Source organism: Longimicrobiaceae bacterium, from assembly GCA_036375715.1.
In the GTDB taxonomy this organism is placed as follows: Bacteria; Gemmatimonadota; Gemmatimonadetes; order Longimicrobiales; family Longimicrobiaceae; genus DASVBS01.
Map to the genome: position 1 here is coordinate 35,328 of DASVBS010000081.1, position 15,182 is coordinate 50,509.

The 15,182-nt window shown below is 66.9% G+C and carries 18 protein-coding genes and 1 tRNA gene; 13 read left to right on the forward strand and 6 right to left on the reverse strand.

Going from position 1 to position 15,182, the window contains the following annotated elements:
• Positions 1–137 precede the first annotated feature (137 nt).
• The 3 genes from VF167_17385 to eboE all read left to right on the forward strand — a co-directional run bounded on the left by VF167_17385 (position 138) and on the right by eboE (position 2,341).
• Positions 138–211 (forward strand) — tRNA-Asn (locus VF167_17385).
• Between the two features lie 317 nt (positions 212–528).
• Positions 529–1,005 (forward strand): redoxin domain-containing protein, encoded by a 477-nt coding sequence (locus VF167_17390; protein HEX6927202.1) that lies wholly within the window; start codon positions 529–531, stop codon positions 1,003–1,005.
• Between the two features lie 106 nt (positions 1,006–1,111).
• The gene (gene eboE, locus VF167_17395) at positions 1,112–2,341 is read left to right on the forward strand and encodes a metabolite traffic protein EboE (protein ID HEX6927203.1); all 1,230 of its coding nucleotides are present in this window, start codon (positions 1,112–1,114) and stop codon (positions 2,339–2,341) included.
• 247 nt (positions 2,342–2,588) lie between these two features.
• On the opposite strand, the gene VF167_17400 is transcribed toward eboE, so the two are convergent.
• On the reverse strand, positions 2,589–2,879 hold the full coding sequence (locus VF167_17400; protein ID HEX6927204.1) for a zf-HC2 domain-containing protein: 291 nt from the start codon (positions 2,877–2,879) through the stop codon (positions 2,589–2,591).
• Between the two features lie 374 nt (positions 2,880–3,253).
• Between VF167_17400 and VF167_17405 the strand changes: the two genes are divergently transcribed.
• Positions 3,254–3,979 carry a sigma-70 family RNA polymerase sigma factor gene (locus VF167_17405; GenBank protein ID HEX6927205.1) on the forward strand — a complete coding sequence of 242 codons (726 nt, stop codon included), beginning with the start codon at positions 3,254–3,256 and terminating at the stop codon, positions 3,977–3,979.
• Positions 3,980–4,069: 90 nt separating this feature from the next.
• On the opposite strand, the gene VF167_17410 is transcribed toward VF167_17405, so the two are convergent.
• Genes VF167_17410 through VF167_17430 form a run of 5 tightly spaced genes read right to left on the reverse strand, consistent with a single transcriptional unit; the run spans position 4,070 to position 6,297 of the window.
• Entirely contained in the window at positions 4,070–4,381 is a 312-nt protein-coding gene (locus VF167_17410; GenBank protein ID HEX6927206.1) for a cupin domain-containing protein, read from the reverse strand.
• Positions 4,378–4,593 carry a DUF542 domain-containing protein gene (locus VF167_17415; GenBank protein ID HEX6927207.1) on the reverse strand — a complete coding sequence of 72 codons (216 nt, stop codon included), beginning with the start codon at positions 4,591–4,593 and terminating at the stop codon, positions 4,378–4,380. The genes VF167_17410 and VF167_17415 overlap by 4 nt, the downstream gene beginning before the upstream one ends.
• A 48-nt stretch (positions 4,594–4,641) precedes the next feature.
• Positions 4,642–5,103 (reverse strand): cbb3-type cytochrome c oxidase subunit I, encoded by a 462-nt coding sequence (locus VF167_17420; GenBank protein HEX6927208.1) that lies wholly within the window; start codon positions 5,101–5,103, stop codon positions 4,642–4,644.
• A complete protein-coding gene (locus VF167_17425) occupies positions 5,103–5,798 on the reverse strand; it encodes a Crp/Fnr family transcriptional regulator (protein HEX6927209.1) in 696 nt (231 codons plus the stop codon). Before VF167_17425 ends, VF167_17420 begins: the two co-directional genes overlap by 1 nt.
• A gap of 1 nt (position 5,799) precedes the next feature.
• Positions 5,800–6,297: a DUF4149 domain-containing protein gene (locus VF167_17430; GenBank protein HEX6927210.1), complete on the reverse strand. Its 498-nt coding sequence runs from the start codon at positions 6,295–6,297 to the stop codon at positions 5,800–5,802.
• 163 nt (positions 6,298–6,460) lie between these two features.
• Here VF167_17430 and VF167_17435 point away from each other — a divergent pair, with 163 nt between their 5' ends.
• From VF167_17435 to VF167_17475, 9 genes are all read left to right on the forward strand, one after another.
• On the forward strand, positions 6,461–6,916 hold the full coding sequence (locus tag VF167_17435; protein HEX6927211.1) for a cbb3-type cytochrome c oxidase subunit I: 456 nt from the start codon (positions 6,461–6,463) through the stop codon (positions 6,914–6,916).
• A gap of 91 nt (positions 6,917–7,007) precedes the next feature.
• A complete protein-coding gene (gene gdhA, locus VF167_17440) occupies positions 7,008–8,354 on the forward strand; it encodes an NADP-specific glutamate dehydrogenase (protein ID HEX6927212.1) in 1,347 nt (448 codons plus the stop codon).
• A 111-nt stretch (positions 8,355–8,465) separates the two neighbouring features.
• The gene (locus VF167_17445; GenBank protein ID HEX6927213.1) at positions 8,466–9,803 is read left to right on the forward strand and encodes a hypothetical protein; all 1,338 of its coding nucleotides are present in this window, start codon (positions 8,466–8,468) and stop codon (positions 9,801–9,803) included.
• The gene (locus VF167_17450; GenBank protein HEX6927214.1) at positions 9,800–10,204 is read left to right on the forward strand and encodes a metal-sulfur cluster assembly factor; all 405 of its coding nucleotides are present in this window, start codon (positions 9,800–9,802) and stop codon (positions 10,202–10,204) included. Before VF167_17445 ends, VF167_17450 begins: the two co-directional genes overlap by 4 nt.
• On the forward strand, positions 10,201–11,136 hold the full coding sequence (locus tag VF167_17455) for a DUF2249 domain-containing protein (protein HEX6927215.1): 936 nt from the start codon (positions 10,201–10,203) through the stop codon (positions 11,134–11,136). Before VF167_17450 ends, VF167_17455 begins: the two co-directional genes overlap by 4 nt.
• A gap of 82 nt (positions 11,137–11,218) precedes the next feature.
• On the forward strand, positions 11,219–11,461 hold the full coding sequence (locus tag VF167_17460) for a DUF2249 domain-containing protein (protein HEX6927216.1): 243 nt from the start codon (positions 11,219–11,221) through the stop codon (positions 11,459–11,461).
• Positions 11,461–12,228 (forward strand): hypothetical protein, encoded by a 768-nt coding sequence (locus VF167_17465; protein HEX6927217.1) that lies wholly within the window; start codon positions 11,461–11,463, stop codon positions 12,226–12,228. Before VF167_17460 ends, VF167_17465 begins: the two co-directional genes overlap by 1 nt.
• Entirely contained in the window at positions 12,225–12,482 is a 258-nt protein-coding gene (locus VF167_17470) for a DUF2249 domain-containing protein (protein ID HEX6927218.1), read from the forward strand. The genes VF167_17465 and VF167_17470 overlap by 4 nt, the downstream gene beginning before the upstream one ends.
• Before the next feature lie 100 nt (positions 12,483–12,582).
• Positions 12,583–15,123 carry a BamA/TamA family outer membrane protein gene (locus VF167_17475; GenBank protein ID HEX6927219.1) on the forward strand — a complete coding sequence of 847 codons (2,541 nt, stop codon included), beginning with the start codon at positions 12,583–12,585 and terminating at the stop codon, positions 15,121–15,123.
• Positions 15,124–15,182: the final 59 nt, after the last annotated feature.

Genomic DNA, 15,182 nt, shown 5'->3' on the forward strand with positions numbered 1-15,182 from the left:
CTGCCCAACCTCAGGGGAGGATTGCACCTACGTCTACTCGAAATCACCCCGCTTGTTCCTTCCGGCCGGTAAACAGATGGCGCGGAAACGGGCTTGACAGCGCGGTCGCGTAGCGGTTAGTCTTATTGTCTACGCCTGCCCGCTTAGCTCAGTTGGTTAGAGCATCTGACTGTTAATCAGAGGGTCCCAGGTTCGAGTCCTGGAGCGGGCGCTTGGTGGTGATTGGAAGCTCCGGGAGCGGGAACGCTCCCGGGGCTTCTCTTATTTATAATGTCGGCGGCCCGGAGGGAGTCTGAATCGGTTCGCGGGAATGGCGCCTTGTATCGGTTCGCAACCGAGGTGCTCTGTGAGCCATCTTTGGGCGCGACACCCGCAGCTGATGACTACGAGGACCTACAAGCCGGCAGCGCTCCCCCCTGCGGAGCCGATCTCGACACCCGGGGTACAGCAACTACGATGGGAGGGACAATCCGAACCGTTTCGCAAACTGTCCCATCGCTCGGATCCGCTCAACCCTGGAAGGACCTCATGACTTCGGATACGGCACTTCGCAGCATCCCCGACCTGACCCTTCCCCGCGGGAGCGACGGCGTCCCGACTCGGCTTCGAACGACGGGCCGGGAGAATACCGTGCTCATCCTCCTGCATTCGGCCGATTGCCGAGGGTGCATCGACTATCTGCGCTCCCTTGTCGCGGCGCGCGAGGGACTTCAGGACTGGGACGGACGCGTGGTCGCGGTCGTACCCGCGGGAGTCTCGGAAGCGGGCCGCGTGCGCGAGGCGGTCGAGCCCTCGTTCCTGGTGCTCGCCGACCCCGACGGCCGTTGCCGGGAGGCGTGCGGCGTGGGTGGGGGATCGATAATCATCGCCGATCAGTGGGGCGAGGTCTTCCACGTCTACGCCGGAGAACCGGATTCGCACGACTTCCCCGCGCCGGACGAGGTGGTCGAGTGGCTCCGCTTCCTGGCCATCCAGTGCCCGGAGTGCCAGGGAGAGGCACTCTGAAGCGGACCGCCAGCGGCCATCCCCCATCTGCCGAATTTGCGCCTCCGCCCGCGGCTGCCGTAGCTTTCCCGGCCTGACCAGAGGTTCCCCCCGACCACGGAGAGCAATGCAGCCGGACGGAGTCGCAGGCCCCCACCTCACCTACTGCACCAACATCCACCCCGGACAGACCTGGGCAACGGTTCGCGAAAACTTCGACCGCTATGTGCTTCCGGTTCGTGAGCAGGTCGCTCCCGGTCAACGCTTCGGGGTGGGGCTGCGTCTCTCCGCCGAGGCCACCGAGACCCTGCGGGAGCCGGAACAGCTCGCCGCCTTCCGCGACTTCCTGCGCCAGCACGACCTCTACGTCTTCACCATCAACGGTTTCCCCTACGGTCATTTCCACGGGCAGCCGGTAAAGGAAGACGTTTATCTTCCCAACTGGATGCAGCCGGAGCGCCTCACTTACACCGATGCCCTGGCGACCCTGCTGGAGACCCTCCTGCCCGACGGCGTGAAGGGAACCATCAGTACCGTACCCGGCGCCTACGCTCCGCTCGTCGCGTCGGACGAAGACATAGAGCGGATGGTGGTGCAGCTCGCGCGGCACGCCGGCCACCTCTACGGAATTCGGGAACGCTCGGGGAAAGAGATCTCGCTGGCTCTGGAACCGGAGCCATGCTGCTACCTGGAAACGGTCGCCCAGACGGTCCGCTTCTTCGAGCGCTACCTCTTCGGGGACCGCGCAGTGGAGACGTTGGTCAACGAGGTCGGCGTGCGGCGCGAGGACGCGGAGGCCATTCTCCGCCGGCACCTGACCGTCTGCTTCGACGCCTGTCACATGGCCGTGGAGTTCGAGGAGCCCCGCGAGGCGCTGGCCGCCTTTCGCCAGGCGGGGATCGGCATCGGCAAGTTCCAGATCAGCGCGGGGTTGCATGTAGAGTTCAGCGGCGACCGTGCAGGCGACGCCGAGCTCCGAGGTCACCTGGAGAGATTCGCCGACCCGGTCTACCTGCACCAGGTGGTGGAGCGGCGACCCGACGGGCAGGTCCGGCGCTACGTCGACCTGCCGGAAGCGTTGCACGCCACCGCGGACGAGCACGGCCCGCGCGAGTGGCGAATCCACTTCCACGTCCCTCTCTTCCGCGAGGAGCTCGGCGTCTTCCAGAGCACCCAGCCCTATCTGCGCGAGCTCATCGGGTTGCTCAAGGGGGGCTCCGCGGGGCAGCACTGGGAGGTGGAGACGTATACTTGGGACGTGCTTCCCGAAGAATTCCGCGCCGGTGGCGTCGTCACTGCGGTCGCGAGAGAGATGCAGTGGGTGATCGATCAGATGCGCGAAGCACGAACCGCATGACCGGGAGATCGGTCGACCCCAACCTCCGAGAGTTGCGATGACGGAACCTGCGCCCTGCCGACGCTCGCGTGAGGGATTGACCGAGTACCTGGAAGGCGCCCTGTCGCCGGCACGGCGGCAGGGCCTGGAACGACACCTCGCCGAATGCGCGTCCTGCCGAGCCCACCTGGATCAGTTGCGGCTGATCATCGCCGCCGCGGCTGACATTCCCCCCGAACCCATGCCACCAGATACCAAAGCAACACTCTTACGAGCCCTGCGAGAGGGGAAGAAGGCCTGATCCGACTTGGAGCGATCGAGTAGAGCGGTCGTTTCGATGGGCGCGGAGGAGAGATTCCTTCAGGTACTGCGGCATCCGGCGGCGGGGGAGGTCGGCCAGGTAGGTGACGGTGTGGCGCAGCTTCTGGACCTCCCGCCAGCATTCGGGGCAGGCGGCCAGGTGCGATTCCACTCGCATTCGGAGCTGCGGTGGAAGATCCCCTTCGAGATAATCTCCCAGCGCGATCTCGACGCGCTCGCAGCAGAGCGGCTCTATCATCCGATCATCGTCGACCCGGGTCAACTCAGGAGGAGGCGCTCCAAAAGCCCTCCGTTCAGCGCACAGGTCTCTGTCTCCGAACCTCCGCTCGCGTTACACTCGTCACATTCGTCCGGCCCACGCCGCGCCGTAACGAAATTGCCGCTGACAATACCGTACTTTATCCGCCCATTCGTTTCGTCTCCTCCGGGATCGTTCGCAAACTCCCTCCAGCCTGCCCACCGGTCCGGTTCCTGCTATCGCTGCTTCGGAGCCGGCGGGGTCGGTGCTGCGTGGCACCGGCCCGTTGCAGCCGGTCGATGGAGGATCGTGGAACCGCCCAGCGGGACCACGATTCGTTTGCTTCATGCGCCCTCTTCCCTGGAGATCGGGTCGTGAGCTCGAACAACCGCAAGTGGCTCCGCAGCCCCAGTGAACGGGTCGGTACGCTTTCTCATGCCGATCTACCTCCCCCCGCCCTCGGTTCGACGCCGGACAACGAGGAGCACCTCCTCATTCGCGCTCTTCGCGAGCGCGACGAGCGGGCGTTCGAGTTGCTCCTCGACCGCTGGTATTCCCCCATGCTGCGTCTTGCCCGGAGCTACGTCCGCAGCCGGGCCGACGCCGAAGAGGTGGTGCAGGACACGTGGCTTGCCGTGCTTTCGGGCATCGAGCGATTCGAGGCCCGATCCTCTCTCCGAACGTGGATCTTCCGCATCCTGGTCAACCGGGCGCGCACGCGCGCGCGGCGCGAAGCCCGGACGGTCCCGCTCTCGTCGCTGCCCGCGCCCGAACTATCGGGGGGAGGCGGCACGTCGGCCGGACAGGGCGACTGGTTGGTGGACCTGGAGCGCGTGGAACCGCTGGCGTGGCACGGCTCCTCACTGGACGGGGCGGACCCGCACACCCGGCTCGCCACCAACGAGCTACGCGAACGCATCGAGGAAGCGATTCGGGCGCTCCCCGCGCGTCAGCAGCAGGTGATCACATTGCGGGACCTGGAAGGGTGGAGCGCCGAGGAGGTGTGCGAAGCGCTGGACCTCACCCCCGCGAACCAGCGCGTGCTACTGCACCGCGCCCGCATGAAGGTGCGCGACGCCCTCTTCACCGCACACGCTTGAATCGTAGGAAACCTGTGGCCGGTGAACGGGCCGGATCCTCCGGCCCGGCCGAAGCCGAGCCGGGGTGGCGCCTCGGTGCCTGACCTGTTATCAGCCCGGACGAGGGGTGATGATCGCGAGGAAGCGGAGCCGCCCCGCATTTGCGCGGATCCCGTGCAGTTCCTCGCGGTCGTAAGCCACGGCGTCTCCCGCCACCACGCGCTGGATCCCATTGGCGCCGGAGAACTCCCCCTCCCCCTCGATCACCTGGAGCAGGACGGCAGAGGTGCTGCGGTGCGGCCTCACCTCCTGGCCGGGCTCGAGGGCGAAGGCGACGACGCGCAGGTCTTCCGAATCGTGAAGGAGCTGGGTAGAGGGACGGTCGGTCCGGAACGGCGCCGCGCGCCCGGAAAGCTGATTCATCGGCCGTTGCGAATGAGTTCTGCAAGGGCAGCCAGCAGCGCGTCGGGGTCCGCACCGTCGCGCTCCGCCGCCTCACGGACCGGGACGCCTCCTCCGCAACAGGCGTCGATGCCGAAGCGATTGAAGATTTCCACCGACTCGGGCACGGCTCGGATCACTTCGTTTACCGTCAGCGATGCCGGTAGGTCGGCGGGGGAAATTGTCGAGCTCATGGATCAGTATGGTTGAAACGGTATTGGCGTGATCGAAATGGTGGCGCCTCAACTGTGAACGGCCGGAGGCTGCGCGACAGCCGGCACCGGTGCGCGCCGTCCGGTTCCGGCCACGGACGGTCCCAGCGTGCGCCACAGGTTATGGATGAAGAGGAGGATTCCGAGCGCGCTCACCGCGGCGCCCGCGCGCAGCGCCACGTCCCCCGCCGGCCAGGTCCAGACGCGGGTGATCCAGCCACCCACCAGAAGCACGAGGCCCAGGTTCGCCAACCAGAGGTGAACCGCGGCCTCGCGCCGCGAGTGCAGCGGGTTGCCGGTAAAGCGCGGCATCACGTGGTAGGCGACACCGAAGATCATCATGCTCACGAAGCCAAGCAGGTTGGCGTGTATGTGAGCCGTGCGGTAGACGAGTGCTCCTTGGGGCCAGAAGGCCATCGAGACACCGATCGTCACCCCGACCGCGAGCCAGATCAGGCTGGCTCGAATGAAGCCTCTTACGAACGGCTCCATCACTCTCTCCCTCCGGAAAAGGCCACTGACTCGAGCCGGCGCAGGTCCAACACGCGGACATGCGAGCCCTTCTGCGCGATCGCTCCTGACTTCCTGAGCTGCGAGAGGGCGCGGGCGACGCTCTCCCGGGTGGTGGCGAGCTCGGCCGCCAGCTCCTCCTGGGTACGCGGCAGCTCGAACTCCAGCTCCCCAGATCCCCCCTGCCTCTCCGCGTACTCCAGCAGCGTCATGGCCACGCGCGACGGCACATCGCGCAGCGAGATCTTCTCCACCAGACGCACCATCCTGCGCAACCGCCTGCCCAGCTCCTGGATCACGGAGTCGGCGATCTCCGGGTGGTGCCGGTAGAGCCATTGGAAGTCGTTCAGCGGCAGGAAGAGGATGCGCGAGTCCACGTCGGCCCGCGCCGAGGCGGGGTAGGGGCCACCGTCGAACAGGGGCACCTCGGCAATGGATTGCCCCGGCCCCTGCACGTGCAGCGTCTGCTCCTTCCCGTCCTGGTTGGAGCGGTAGACCCGCACCATTCCGGACACCACGACGTACAGGCCCTGGCAGGGATCCCCACGCCGGAAGAGCTGGCGCCCGCGCGGGAGCGAGCGGATCACCGTCCGGCGGGCGACCGCTCCCAGCGCGTCGTCGCTCAGTCGGCTGAAGATCGACAGCTGACGGAGCAGGGCGACCGCTTCAGAACTCATCTCAGCCTCCTCGAGCGAGCCTAACCGCCGCGACCACCACCACCAGCCCCACCAGCGCGTTGATGCGAGCCAGCCAGGCTGCCCGACGACGGGCAGTCAGCGCGGCCGGCGTGCCCGGTCGCAGGCGAGACGCCACCGGACCTGTCACGAAATCGTGAATGCCGCTGATCAGCAGCATGGTTGCGACGGCACCGAGCTTCCAGGCGAGCGCCTGGCCCAAAGACGTGCTCCAGAAGTCGGCATTCCCCCATACCTGCCGGGTCAACAGCCCCCGGTAGTGAAGGTTGACGATCCCCGTCACCAGCAGGACCGCGATCGCCGCCCACCCCACACTGCGGAACCGCTCTCCGAGCCGGCGGAAAAGCTCGCTGCGCAGCTGGGGAGGGTCCACCGTACGGAGCACCGGCGCCCCGACCACGGCGAGAAAGAACATCCCGCCCAACCAGAGGAGAGCGGCCAGTACGTGCACGGTGACGCTGACATAATAGAGTAGTGGCATTCCGTTTCGCGTTCGGGCCGCGGACCAAGGCGTCTCGCTGCTTCCGCAGGCGGAAGCTGCACCAGCAATCCGCGTGTTGCTGTGACGGACGTCACATCAGTCCTGCGAAGAGCTTCGCATTGTCGGTGTGCCGACGCCACCTCTTCCTGAAACCACCGGAGGAATGTACACTCTCGTCCGCCGCTTCATAAAAACCGGCATCGCCTTCCTCATGGTCGGGCTGACCCTGGGGGTCTACATGCTCGCCCGCCGTGAGCTGGCCGGCGTGTGGCCCAACCCCTATCTGGTTTCCGCCCACGCGCACGCGGTGCTGGTCGGGTTCGTCATGTTTCTGATCCTGGGTGTGGGGCTCTGGCTCTTCCCCCGGCCGGAGAAGGGCGACGAGCGCTATCGCCCGGAGAGGGCGGAAGCGGCGTACTGGATCCTCATGCCCTCCACCGCCGGCCGATTCCTGGGCGAAGTCGCTCGCGCCAGCAGTGACGCCGGTTGGCTGGGGTGGGTGGTGCTGGCGGGTGGAATTGGACAGGCGGTCGGCCTCGCCGTCTATTTCTGGACCATGTGGAGCCGGATCCGGCCGGTCGGCAGCCAGATCCGGGAGGCAAAGGGGGAGCGGTTCTGATTCGATAGTTCAACGTCGCCGCGCTCACGGCGGATGCACGCACATGTGCCGACGTCCGTAGCGCGGCGTCCTGCACGCCAGGAGGCAGCCAGTGGTGCAACTCGACGAGAAGGTGGAGGCGATCTACTCCGACATCCTCGCCCGGAACCCGGGCGAGCCGGAATTTCACCAGGCGGTTCGGGAGGTCCTCGAGACGATCGGACCGGTGCTGGCGAAGTACCCGGAATTCACGCAGCACAAGATCATCGAGCGGATCTGCGAACCGGAACGGCAGATCATATTTCGCATTCCCTGGCAGGACGACCGGGGCGAGGTGCACATCAACCGGGGCTTCCGCGTCCAGTTCAACAGTGCCCTGGGTCCCTACAAAGGCGGCCTCCGCTTCCACCCGTCCGTGAACCTCGGGGTGATCAAGTTCCTTGGCTTCGAGCAGGTCTTCAAGAACTCCCTCACCGGGATGCCGCTGGGAGGCGGCAAGGGCGGCTCCGACTTCGATCCCAAGGGCCGTTCGGACGACGAGGTGATGCGCTTCTGTCAGAGCCTGATGACCGAGCTGTATCGCAACCTCGGCGAATACACCGACGTGCCGGCGGGAGACATCGGCGTGGGGCGCCGGGAGATCGGGTACCTCTTCGGGCAGTACAAGCGCATCACCAACCGCCACGAGTCGGGGGTGATCACCGGCAAGGACCTCGACTGGGGAGGATCGCTCGTACGCACTGAATCCACCGGCTACGGCGTCGCCATCTTCGTCGACCGGATGCTGCAGGTGCGCGGCGACCGGCTGTCCGGAAAGCGCTGTGTGGTCTCGGGGTCCGGGAACGTGGCCATCTATGCGATCGAGAAGGTCCACCAGCTCGGTGGGCTGGTGGTGGCCTGCTCCGACTCGAACGGCTACGTCCTGGACGAAGACGGGATAGACCTGAAGCTCCTCAAGCGGATCAAGCTCGAAGAGCGGGCGCGCATCAAAGAGTACGTGTGCGAGCGCCCCAAGGCCCGCTATACCGAGCGGGGCAACATCTGGGAGGTGCCCTGCCAGGTAGCACTGCCGTCCGCGACGCAGAACGAGCTCAACGGCAAGGACGCCGCGCGCCTGGTGGAGAACGGCTGCATTGCCGTCGGGGAGGGGGCGAACATGCCCACCACTCCGGAGGGAATTCGCGTCTTCCACGAAGCGGGCGTCGCCTTCGGCCCGGGCAAGGCCGCCAACGCCGGTGGCGTGGCGACCTCGGCGCTCGAGATGCAGCAGAACGCCTCGCGCGACAGCTGGAGCTTCGAGTACACCGAGGGGCGCCTGAAGGAGATCATGGTCAACATTCACGACCTCTGCTATGAGACCGCGGAGGAGTTCGGCGCACCGGGGAACTACGTGGTGGGGGCGAACATCGCGGGCTTCCTCAAGGTGGCGCGAGCCATGGTCGCGCAGGGGGTAATTTAGAGGTGTAGTCTAGAGGTCGACCTGCCGGGCGCGGCCTTCGTGGTCGCGCCCGATTCCCTCCCGTGATCTCTGTCACAGCGGCACCCTCTCCCGCCGCGCACCTTTCCTCTCATGAAGCAGAAAGTCTCCCCCGGATCGGGTGCGACGCCTTCGCTGCGCCCCCAGACGACGGCTCCTCCCAGCGTGCCGCCTGCGCCTTCGCTGGCGACGCGTATGGCGCCGCCGCTGCGCCTGCCGGGAGCGCACTTCGCCGTCGCGGGAGGGTTCCTGCTGGCCGGCACGCTGGGACTGGTGTGGGCCGCACCCGATCTAGCGCGTGGGAGCTTCGGTATGCCGCGCGTCGTGGCGATCACCCACCTGTTCACGCTCGGCTGGATCACCACGAGCATCAAGGGCGCACTCTACCAGTTCCTTCCCGTCGCGCTGCAGACGCCGATCCGCTCCACCCGGCTGGCGGCCGCGGGTCTCCTGCTCTATGCACCGGGGCTCGCGCTGTTCGTCATCGGGCTCATACTCGGCCGCGTGCCGTTGGCGCTGGTGGGCGCGGCACTCTTCGGCACCGCCCTGCTTGCGTTTGTCGGCAACCTGGCCGCGACGTTGAAGCGCGCGACACAGCGGAACCTCACCTGGTGGTGCCTGGTCGGCTCGGCCACCGCGCTCGCCAGCACCGTCATCCTGGGCATCTCGCTCGCCGGCAACCTTCGCTGGGGCTACCTGGGAGCTGACCGCTATCTCGCGGTCGCCGTGCACCTGCACGTCGCGATCGCCGGCTGGGTGCTGCTCACGATCGTCGGCGTCGCGCACCGGCTGCTGCCGATGTTCCTGCTCGCGCACGGTGCCTCCGAGGTGCCCGGGAAGATCGCCGCAATCCTGCTGAGCACCGGCGTAGCGGTGCTGCTGGCCGGCCACCACGCGCTGCATCCCTGGCTGGTATGGACGATTGCGGCGCTGCTCGGGGGAGGGTTGGTGGCGTTGCTTCTCCAGGGCGCGCTCTTCTTCCGTCATCGCCGCAAGCCGCAGTTGGATCCCGGGATGCGCCTGGCCGCGTGCGGCCTCTCACTGCTCGGGGTGGCGCTCCTCATCGCCCCGGTTCACCTGGCGAGCGGCCTGGCTGCCCCTCGGATCGCAACCGCGTACGTGGTCGCGTTGCTGGGCGGGATCACGCTCTTCGTCTGCGGCCACTATTACAAGATCCTCCCCTTCCTGATCTGGTTCCACCGCTTCGGCCCGCTGGTCGGGAAGCAGCAGGTCCCCCGTGTGGCAGAGCTGTATGCGCATCGCCCAGCGGAGGTGGTGGTCGTGGCGGCCACCGCGGGGATCCTGGCCATGGGGCTGGGGATCCTGCTGGCGGCGCAGGCGGTGGTGCGGACCGGTGCAGCCCTGCTGCTGCTCGGCGTGAGCGTTTTGCTCATCCAGATGATCCACATCTCACGAAAGAGACCCCTATGAGCGGACGAAACGCGTTCCTCCGGGCCGCGGCCGCCCTCGATTCACCGCCCACGGGAGCAAGTGACCCGCCGCCGGTCGCGGGGGAAAGCTCGGAGGCGAGCTCGGAGGCTAGAGAAGAGAAGGTCGATCGTGGGGCGGTGTGGGACGCCCTCTCCACGGTGATCGATCCCGAGATCGGTCTCGACATCGTGACCCTCGGGCTCGTGTACAGCCTCGAAATCGAGGGCTCGACCGTGAAGGTCACCTTCACCCTCACCACGCCGGGGTGTCCGATGGAAGAGGCGATCACCAGCGGTGTGCTGAATGCCGTCTCGTACGTGGAGGGGGTGGAGGAAGTAATTCCGCAACTCGTCTGGGAGCCTCGCTGGCATCCAGGCATGATCCAGGAGGGTGCGTGGTGATCAAGGCATCGGACCGGCTGATCGAGGTTCTGGCTCGGGACGAGCGCGTCCTGGAGGTGATCCTCGCCACCACTCCGAGCCTGAAGGGGCTTCGTAACCCTGTAACCCGCAAAGTGATGGGGAGGCTCGCGACGGTGGAGCAAGTGGCCAGAATGGCCGGGCTCGAGCCCGACCTGTTGGTGCGACGGATCAACGCCGCCCTCGCGGGAGAGGGCTCGGGTACGAGAGAACCGAAACCAGCGACCGCCGCGGCCGCGCCGGACCGGGAGCCCGAACCGCCAGAGATAAGCAAACAGGAAAGCGAAATGATCGATACCGGCGCCTCCCTTCCGGCGCACCTCGCCGGCCTCGCACCGGAGCGGCTCTTCGACCTCGACGTGCGGGAGGATCTTCGCAACGGACGCGAACCCTTCAGCCGCATCATGGCCGCGAAGGCCGCGTTGCCGGAGGGTGGCGTGCTGCGGCTACGGGCGACCTTCGAGCCCGTGCCGCTCTATGCGGTCCTCGGCAAGCAGGGCTTCGATCACTGGACCGAGCGGCTCGCCGAGGACGATTGGCGGGTGTGGTTTTACCCGCGAGGCATGGCCGACGTGGCGGACGCCGCGTCGACCGCCTCCGCCCCAGGCGGAGCCGACGCGGCCGGGAGTGCCCCGCCCCGGTCGGCTTCGGCGGGCGAGGCCACCCCAACCTCGGCGGAAGCCGACAACGACCTCGTGATCCTGGACGTCCGCGGCCTCGAACCGCCGGAGCCCATGGTGCGGACGCTGGCGGCCCTCGAGACCCTCGGCGCGGGCCAGACACTCCTCCAGATCAACGAGCGGATTCCGCACTTCCTGCTGCCGCGCCTCGACGAGCTCGGCTACGCCTACGACATCAGGGAGCAGGCTGAAGGCATCGTGCGGGTCTTCATCCGCAGACGTGACGCAGAATGACGTAACGGGCGGCGGGATGCGGAGTGGCACGGCCGCTCGACGCCGGAAACAACAACACCAGACCAACACAGGTAGACAGACCATGGCGCAGTCAGAACGGACTCCGATGCAGCTCGACGTGCGGGTCATTCCACCGCGGGAGAAGCATCCGACGATCTTCCAGACCTTCGAGGCACTCGCCTCTGGCGAGTCGTTCATCCTGGTGAACGACCACGATCCCTTCCCGCTGCGCTACCAGTTCGAGGCGGAGCGGCCGGGGCAGTTCGGTTGGGAGTACCTGGAGAAGGGCCCGCAGGTCTGGCGAGTCGAGATCTCGAAGCTCTGATGCGTCTTGCCCTCAGCTCCGCAGCAGTTCGCGACGCCTCGCTCCGGGAGCTGCTCGCCGGCTGCGTGCGGCGTGGCCTCTCCGGCCTGGAACTGGTGCGAACCGACGGGCCCGGGCTGCACCTTGCTCACGGCTTCTCGGCGGCGGAGGCAAACTCCGCCGCCACATCGGTCGGCCTCGCGGTGACCGGGCTCTACTGCCCGCGACTGGAGCCGGAGCTCCTGGAGGACGCCGCGCGCCTGAGCGGCCTCGCGAATATTCCGGTGGTGGTCCCGATCGGCGGGCTCGACCGGCCGGTGGTTCCCCGCGCGGCGGAGTTATTCCAGTCCGCGGGCGGACGACTCTACCTGGCACACGGGTCCGACGCACGGGTGGTCGAGGCGATTCGCTACCTGCTGACCCCGTTGCCGCACACCGAGGTCATCGGGCTCGCCTGGGAAATCCGCCCTGGCGTGGACGAAGTTGCAAAGCTGGCTGATGTGATCGATGCGGCGGGTGATGCGCTGCGGTACGTGCGGCTGCACGGCGGAGGGCCCGAGTCCCACGCCCAATCAGGGATGGGGATCGGAGCGGTGATGGCAAGGCTCACGCTCGCGCGCTACGAAGGTCCGATCGTGCTCACGCCCAGTACCCCCAGCTACCACTATGCCTGGAGCGCCTGGCTAGGCCGGGCCGGCGGCTGGGGATGTGGAAGCAAGCAGTCCGACCCGGGGCTGACGACCTTACCGGCGAGCGGCGTCCCAACCACGACCGAGAACCTCTCATGACGAACTCGTTGCACCGTACCCTGGATGTGCGTCCAGTGGAGCCCAAGGACCGCTTCACCACCATCATGGCGGCGTACGAGGAACTGCCGCTGGACGGGGTGTTGGATCTGACCGTCGACCACGAACCCTCCTGCATGTACTACACGCTCCGAGCACTGCACGGAGAGGAAACGTTCACCTTCGAGTACCTGGAGAACGGTCCGGAAGTCTGGCGGGTGAAAGTGAAGCGACTGAAGCCCCCCGCGGCAGCCTGAGGCACATTCACCAGGCCAGCGACGATCCGTCGCTGGCCTGGTTTTTTCGAAGGGGTCAGTCGCCGCTTCGCGCGACGACGACCAACCCCTGCGAACCATCGTGAGCACCCACCTGACCGGCCGCCGTACCCTTTCCTGCCTCGCCACCTCCCTGGCAGCGGCGTTCGGTGCGACCCCTCTCCATTCACAGGACTCGGTTACCGTGGTGCCCGGCCCACAGTACGAGGCGGGCAAATTCCAGCGATGGTTACTGGGAGACGGGTACCGCGAGCTGTGGACGCAGCCCATCCGCGTGGAGGTGTTCGACTTTCGCCGAGTGCACGGCGGCCTCGTCCCGGTGGAGCGTGGCGGCAATATCCAGACAAAGGCGCTGCGCTTTCGCGCGCCAGACGGTACGGAGTACAACTTCCGCTCCGTCGACAAGGAGCTGACCCCCGCCCTTCCTGAGTACGCGCGCGAAACGGTGGCGGATTGGGTGCGCCAGGACATCACCAGCGCGCAGATGCCCCTCGCCCCCATCATAGCTACCCCGCTGCTGGACGCAGTGGGCGTGCTGAACCCTGCCCCGAAGCTCGTGGTCCTCGCCGACGTCCCGGAGCTGGGCGAGTTCCGCGAGGAATATGGAGGGATGCTCGGCACATTCGAGGCTCACCCGGACGAGGTGGACGAGGGCAAGGGCTTCGCCGGCTCCGTCGAGGTCGAGGACACGGAAGGAATGCTCGAGGAGATTGAGGACGATCCGTCGAACCGCGTCGATGCCCGCACGTTCCTCACGGCCCGCCTGGTCGACATGCTGATCGGCGACTGGGATCGGCACGACGGCCAATGGAGGTGGGCCCGCTACGATCGCGACGGCCAGCGGTGGTGGGTGCCGATCCCGGAGGATCGCGATTACGCGTTCGTGGACTATGGTGGTTTCGTGGCACGCGGCGCACGCATGATCGGCGTCGACCGCCTCATCAGCTTCGATCCGGAGTACCCTTCCGTCGAGGCACTGATGGCGAACTCGGTCGATCTCAACCGGAGGATTCTGGCTGAGCTGCCGCGTTCCGCCTGGGATTCCGTCGCCGCATTCGTGCAGGGATGCATTACCGACAAAGTGATCGACGATGCGCTGACACGCCTTCCGTCGGGATATGGCGAGGAAACCGCCGAAGCCATGCGGAGCCATCTGCGAGCCCGACGCGACCGCCTGCACGAGCTCGCCGACGCCTTCTATGCCTCCATGACCGAAATGGTGGAGATCCACGCCACCGACGCGGACGAGGTTGCTCACATCGAGCGTCGAGCCGATGGATCAGTGGAGGTGGACATTCAGACCCGCGAGGGCACGGCGGTGTACCGACGCCGATTCCATCCCACGGAAACAGCAGAGCTCCGGATCGACCTTCACGGGGGAGACGACCAGGCAGTGATCGACGGCCCCGGCCGTGAGGTGGTGGTGCGGGTGATGGGAGGAGGAGGGGATGACCATCTGGCGGACAAGGGGCGCGGGCGATCAGCGTTCTACGATGATCGCGGTGAGAACCGGTTCGAGGGTGGGCGGCGCACGCGCGTCGACACGCGATCGTACGAGCCGCCGGAAGAGGTCGGTGGGTCCCTCGGGCTGCTCCCGTCCCGCGACGAGGACTGGGGGTCGAGCCTCTCCATCGGGCCGACGGGGGACTGGCGCTCCCATGTAGGGGTTGTCGTGGGGGCAGAGCTGAGCCGCACTCGCTACGCCTTCCGGCACCGACCGTACGAAGCGAAACACAGCCTGACCGCGCTCGTCTCGCCGCTCAGCGGCCGGGGAGCCCTCGAATACCGGGCAGCCCTGCCCCGCGAGGGAAGTGCTCGCTGGCTGGAGCTGCGCGGCGACCTCACAACCATGAACGCGGTGCGCTTCAACGGCTTTGGGAACAACAGCGAGGGCGCGGGCTCGGTGTCGCGAGTGTGGCTCCGGGAGCTCTCCTTCGGGCCCGTGTGGCACGTTCCACTCAGCCCCGCGACGGAGCTCGTTACGGGTCTCCTGCTGCTGCATACCGATCCGCGCTATATGCCAGGCTCACCCGTGGCGGCCGCGCGCCCCTTCGGCTCAGAGTCACTGGGCAGGGCGCACGCCACAGCCGGACTGGAGGTGGACAGCCGGGACTCGCGGTGGTTCCCCACGCGCGGCTTCGACGCGGAGGTGATCGCCACCTTCGCTCCACCCGTGTGGGACATCACCAGCCCGTACAGCCGGCTGGAGGCCAGCGCAGCCACCTATCTCCCCCTGCCGCTTGGCTCGGGTCCGGTGCTCGCGCTGCGTGGCGGTGGCGCACGCGCCTGGGGCGACTTCCCCTTCCAGGAATCCGCCTTTCTCGGTGGCTCGCACTCCCTGCGCGGCTTCGAGCGGGAGCGTTTTGCGGGGGAGGCGATGGTCTTCGGGAACGCGGAGCTGCGGGTCCCCCTGGTGGAGCTGGAGCTGCTGCTCCGCGGGGATCTGGGGATATCCGGGCTGGTGGACGCGGGACGGGTCTTCGTCGACGGTGAATCCCCGGGCGGCTGGCACCACGCCCAGGGAGGGTCCATCTGGTTCATGACGCCGGCAGTCTCCGTCTCCTTCACCTACGCCCGCGGTGAGGACCACGAGTTCTATGTCGACTTCGGCCTTCCCTTCTGAGCCCTCGCGGGAACCACGCCCCTTTGGAAGGGTACGCTGATATCCAAGATCGACAATCA